This window comes from Moorena sp. SIO2C4, from assembly GCF_010672485.1.
In the GTDB taxonomy this organism is placed as follows: domain Bacteria; phylum Cyanobacteriota; class Cyanobacteriia; order Cyanobacteriales; family Coleofasciculaceae; genus Moorena; species Moorena producens.
In genome coordinates, this window is record NZ_JAAHGN010000580.1 from 1 (window position 1) to 4,722 (window position 4,722).

General features: G+C 45.4%; 3 protein-coding genes, 1 tRNA gene and 1 pseudogene. 2 read left to right on the forward strand and 3 right to left on the reverse strand.

Going from position 1 to position 4,722, the window contains the following annotated elements; translation table 11 throughout:
* A pseudogene (locus F6K20_RS24890) lies at positions 1–460 on the forward strand (ADP-ribosylglycohydrolase family protein); the annotation flags it as partial.
* Between the two features lie 179 nt (positions 461–639).
* Here the strand turns inward: F6K20_RS24890 and F6K20_RS24895 are convergent.
* The 3 genes from F6K20_RS24895 to F6K20_RS24905 all read right to left on the reverse strand — a co-directional run bounded on the left by F6K20_RS24895 (position 640) and on the right by F6K20_RS24905 (position 3,443).
* Positions 640–1,659 (reverse strand): helix-turn-helix domain-containing protein, encoded by a 1,020-nt coding sequence (locus tag F6K20_RS24895; protein ID WP_008179306.1) that lies wholly within the window; start codon positions 1,657–1,659, stop codon positions 640–642.
* Positions 1,656–2,690 carry a hypothetical protein gene (locus F6K20_RS24900; protein ID WP_008179304.1) on the reverse strand — a complete coding sequence of 345 codons (1,035 nt, stop codon included), beginning with the start codon at positions 2,688–2,690 and terminating at the stop codon, positions 1,656–1,658. The genes F6K20_RS24895 and F6K20_RS24900 overlap by 4 nt, the downstream gene beginning before the upstream one ends.
* A gap of 93 nt (positions 2,691–2,783) precedes the next feature.
* Entirely contained in the window at positions 2,784–3,443 is a 660-nt protein-coding gene (locus F6K20_RS24905; protein ID WP_008179302.1) for an Npun_F0813 family protein, read from the reverse strand.
* Positions 3,444–4,093: 650 nt separating this feature from the next.
* On the opposite strand from F6K20_RS24905, the gene F6K20_RS24910 reads away from it, so the two are divergent.
* A tRNA-Arg gene (locus tag F6K20_RS24910) sits at positions 4,094–4,166 on the forward strand.
* The last annotated feature ends 556 nt before the right edge of the window (positions 4,167–4,722 follow it).

The window sequence follows — 4,722 nt, forward strand, 5'->3', positions numbered from 1 at the left end:
TCCACTCATGGAGTAGCAACCGCTGTCGATGCTTGTCTACTTGGGGGCCCTGCTAGTGGGAGCAGTTAATGGAGTAAGCAAAGAAGAACTGCTTTCGGAACTCTATTGCCCCATTCCTCAATACTGGCAAGAAAACCCAATGGTTGGGGAAATACACGAAATTGCCACAGGATCCTTCAAATACCGCCAGCCCCCAGAAATTAAGGGGACAGGTTATGTAGTCAAATCCTTAGAAGCCGCGTTATGGGCCTTTGAGCACAGTAGCTCGTTTCGGGAAGGCTGTCTGTTAGCCGTCAACTTGGGTGATGATGCTGATACCACCGGGGCAGTTTACGGACAATTGGCAGGGGCATTTTATGGATATCAAGGGATACCAGAATCTTGGCGTTACCGACTAGTTAAACGGGAGCTGATTGAGTCCACAGCTGACCAACTATTTGCCCTCGCTCAAAGCGCTTAAGTTATATCAAGTAAGTTATATCAATAGTTATAGCGTTTCAAATACTTATGAAGTACATTCCATTTGCTTCCCCCCTCCCACCCTTCCGCCAGCAGTAGGGGGAATTCCGACTCCCGACTCCCGACTCCCTAAAACCCTAAGGGCGAAAGTCCCTCACCCAGAAGCCAGGGGACTTGATATTAAATAGAATAGACCTGACCATCAATTAATAATCGGGTAATTCCTTTAGCTTGCAAATAGGAAGAGGTCTTCTGAAGCATCTGAGCATCAGGAACCTTGATGACTCGCTCAGAACGGTTAGAAAAACGCCGTGCTACCCTATGGTTTTCAAATACTGGCAAGGTTGTCTCTTGAACTTCTTCGTCAGGAATTTGTCCGAGGTCGCTAAACTCATTCAGAGGGCGAGCAATTAACTCCGCCGCTCGGCTGACTACCAAATAGCAGGTTTTAGGAAGAGAAGCTTCCGAGAGGGGCAAAATTTCAATGTAAGAACCGCTTTTAGCCACAGAGGTTCTGATGGATTCGTGAATCTCAGGATCTGGCAAGTCATCGTCCCAATCTTCATCTAGGTCATCTAGATCATCTAGGTCATCTAGGTCATCTAGATCATCTAGGTCATCCAAATCCTCTAAATCATCATCTTGATCCAAATCCCCTAAATCTTCGTCCAGCAACTCAGCGAATCTCCTAGTTGCTAGTCCCTTATCCTCAGGTAAGAATTCATCTTGGTCATCAACAGACTTATCTTCATCTGAACCTGATGTGGTAATATCTAGTTGCAGTTGGGTATGTTGCTCCTCTTCCTCCACTGGTGGTTGAGTAGCCACAGAGGAACGCTTACGCCGCCGACGTCCATCAGTAGAGGTTGAAGTCAATAAATCACTGATAGATTCTGCTAATGGTTCATTTGCTAATGGTTCATTTTCGAGTCCAACTAGTGATGATTGAGCTGCTGAATCTACCACAGGCTTAGCCGTTTTGACAGTAGAAGAGGAAACATGATCAGCAGTACGATTAGAGCGCTTTTGTTGGATTAGAGCCTCGTATTCTGGCTCCAACAAGTTGCTCTTAAGGATACGGCTAATGGTGGAGTTACTAACTCCATAACGGTCAGCCAGCGTTGAAGTTGTCTCTGCTGTCTGTCGATATAGTTCTAGGATGTCCTGTTTATCGACATCAGATAGTTTTCTTGGACTCATGCTACTTTTTCAGCTCGCCTGCGTGAACCACGACGGGAACGGCTCGATATTTGATATTCCAGGGCAGCCCCTATTGCAAACAATACACCACTGAATACAAAAAAGACTTCTGGTAAACCGCCACTTTCGTAGTTCGGTCTAGTCTCAGCATACTTAAACCACATATCTGCAATGTACAGGCAAAATGTGGCAGCGGCAATCATTTGCCAGGATTGGGAAAAACGTCCACCCCAAAACGCTAACAGTAGGGATGAGGCAATAATCAGCAGAATTACATCGAAAGCAATGTAGAGGGTCGTCAATTGGTTTGAATAGGCACTCAGTGAGTTGTCAAGTTCAATAGCCCACCTTGGAGAATTATGATCGGTACTCTGATTTGCCTCAGAGTTGGTTATTTCAGATGGCTCTGCCGAGATGACCATAGCATTATTGTCCTTGACCGGAACTGCTGTGGTCGAGTCAGAAATAGAATACGCAATTATCAAATCACCAGATTCAGGAGTGCTGGATTCGAGGGAAGGGGCAAGTAACAGCAAAGCAGCTAAGGCCATCCCCACTATGGCAATCGCTACAATCGTTAACCCTTGCCAAAGTTCTAAGTTTAAGCGCCTGGGAATAACTGCTAAAAACATGCCTACCCCAAGACATACGTAGGACGATAAGTAAAACACATCTGCTAGTGATACATCAGGGTTAAGGTGAAAATACAGCTCCCACACACCGAATATCAAGTCACCCATCAAATAGAACAGATTCCCCAGACCAAGTCCTAGCCAGACATTTCGTCCACTGGCAATCTGAGGGCTACGCCAATTTCTGAAACAGAGAATACTTGCTACTAGGAAGGGTATACATTCTAAAAAGTAGGTAGTAATCAGGTACCAAAATGGACTTTCTTGCCCAGGGGATGTAATCCCAAACAGCAAGAAGAATAATAGGGAGATAATCGCCCAAGCAATACCACCATAGATGATGGTATTGCTGCTGAGGGGGGATAGATTACCTGATGACCGTTCTGCAGAGCTGCTCATAAGGAATTTCACACTTATCACTGACTAGCACAATAAGACTATGGTTAGGCAGCTAAAATATCTATGATTCTTAAGCTTATTTTCAATTGTAGATTATTGCCATAGATTACCAAGATCAGAGTTGTTAAGCCAGTTGATAAACTGAGTTTGCTCCTGAGGGGGCATATCCTGCAATATATCGCTAACCCCCTGAGCAAAGTTGGTATTGCCAAAATAGTCTTTACCTAAGCGATAGAGTTCTTGCAACAGGGTGATCAAATCATGTTCTTCCCAGGTAGGAAAATCAGAGTTGGTAAGGGGGTCGATTTTGAGCAATTGTTGTACAGCTTGGGTCGATTCAACCTGGGGAAAGTTTAAATCTATCAAGATCTTGGCGATATCCTTCTGAAACAACCCAGCTTGTCTAGCTCCTAAGAAGTCTTCCACATCCATATACACCGTCTGTAGTAGCAAAAGACAGGCTTGAATGTAGGATACCCTAGTGCCCTCAGAGCTGGGTTCAGTGCCTAATTGCTCCAGACGGATTTTTCCCCAAACGCTGTAGCGGTCAGGTTCTTCCAACAATACACAAGCTTTGCCCCGATTATCGGTGAGGTCTCGCCAGAAAGCTATGGCTTCCTCTTCCTGAGTGGAACCAAATACACTGAGCAGGCGAAAGGTTTGCCCCTGGTAATTGAGAATCGGGATTTGCTGCTCCCTCTGTGGGTGCTGAATACTAGAGATTTCAACATCCTGCCTTTTCAAAATAAACATGATACTGGCACATGACTCCTGACAGGGTCAGGGGGTGCTGTTGACGAAGTGTTCTAACCCCCTAGTACTCTGTCAATTTAGTTTTGAGGGTTAGGGCAAGGTCGCACGGTGGCACGGTGGCAAGGTGTTAAGTCATACCTAATGCCTAGTAAAAGCGTGCCTAATCCGGAAAAGTATAGTTTACCCCTCAATTCAATTTTGACAGAGTACTAGTCACTATCTCCTGATCAGAATCCTTGTGACAGGGTCTGACTAAGTTCTGATCAGTGACACTGACTATGTACCTACCTTAACTCGGGTTCGAGCTAAGTGCCTTGAGTCTTACCGCTAATTGAGACAAGCAATCGATAATTGTGGTGGCTATCCACTTAAGCCCAAGGCTCTCCTGAGATCGGGAACGGGGAACGGGCAACGGTTAACGGGGAATGCTTTCTGTTACCGGAGCCATTGTTGCTTGATCCTAAGTTCCCTGTTCCTCCTTGACCTTGACTGTCCCGTTTGAAATTGGTATAATAGTTGTTTATGGTTTACCGACACAGGAGTGAATACCCCCAAAGCGCCTTGATAGGACTAGGTATTAGCCACACAGAGACTGGTACCCGATCACCAGCCAAGCAAAAACAGTTTTTTCTGATGTATGATATAGCTATGCCCTCGTAGCTCAGTGGATAGAGCAAGGGATTTCTAATCCCTGGGTCGTGGGTTCAAATCCTACCGAGGGCGCTCTTTGGTTATTGGTCAAAAGTCAATACCATCTGGCTTAATTTGGCTCACAAAATACATAGGACTAAGGTCTAAATGTAAAGTGATGTTGCGCTCCTCTTAAAAATTATTGAGAAATCCCCCAAACCTGGATGAGACGCATATGCTTAGCTAAACCGCGAGAAGCCCCGCACTTTACCCGATAGGGTAAGTGTCTTGAAGTTACCGTAAGAATAGGGTCGCCTTTATGGTTGGCAGGCTATGCGGAAAAAGGTTAAAACTCATTGATTAAGGCGACCCTATTCTAAGGTTTCATCTCTAGGATGACAGCGGGGCAAGGGTCGTAACGGAGCTTGCCAATTAACTGTGACATACTAGGTATAGTAGGGACATCAAATTAAGAGCTAATCGCCACCTACTAATTAAACCTTGACAACAAAGAATATGGGGTGACCTTCAGAAAAACTCGATAGTTTGAGTTATCTGTGAATGGGTAAAATTCCATAGGTGCGCTTTCCGTCGGCGAATTAAATTCGCGTGGCGGTGCGACCCAAGGCCGGGGAACCCGGCCTTGGGA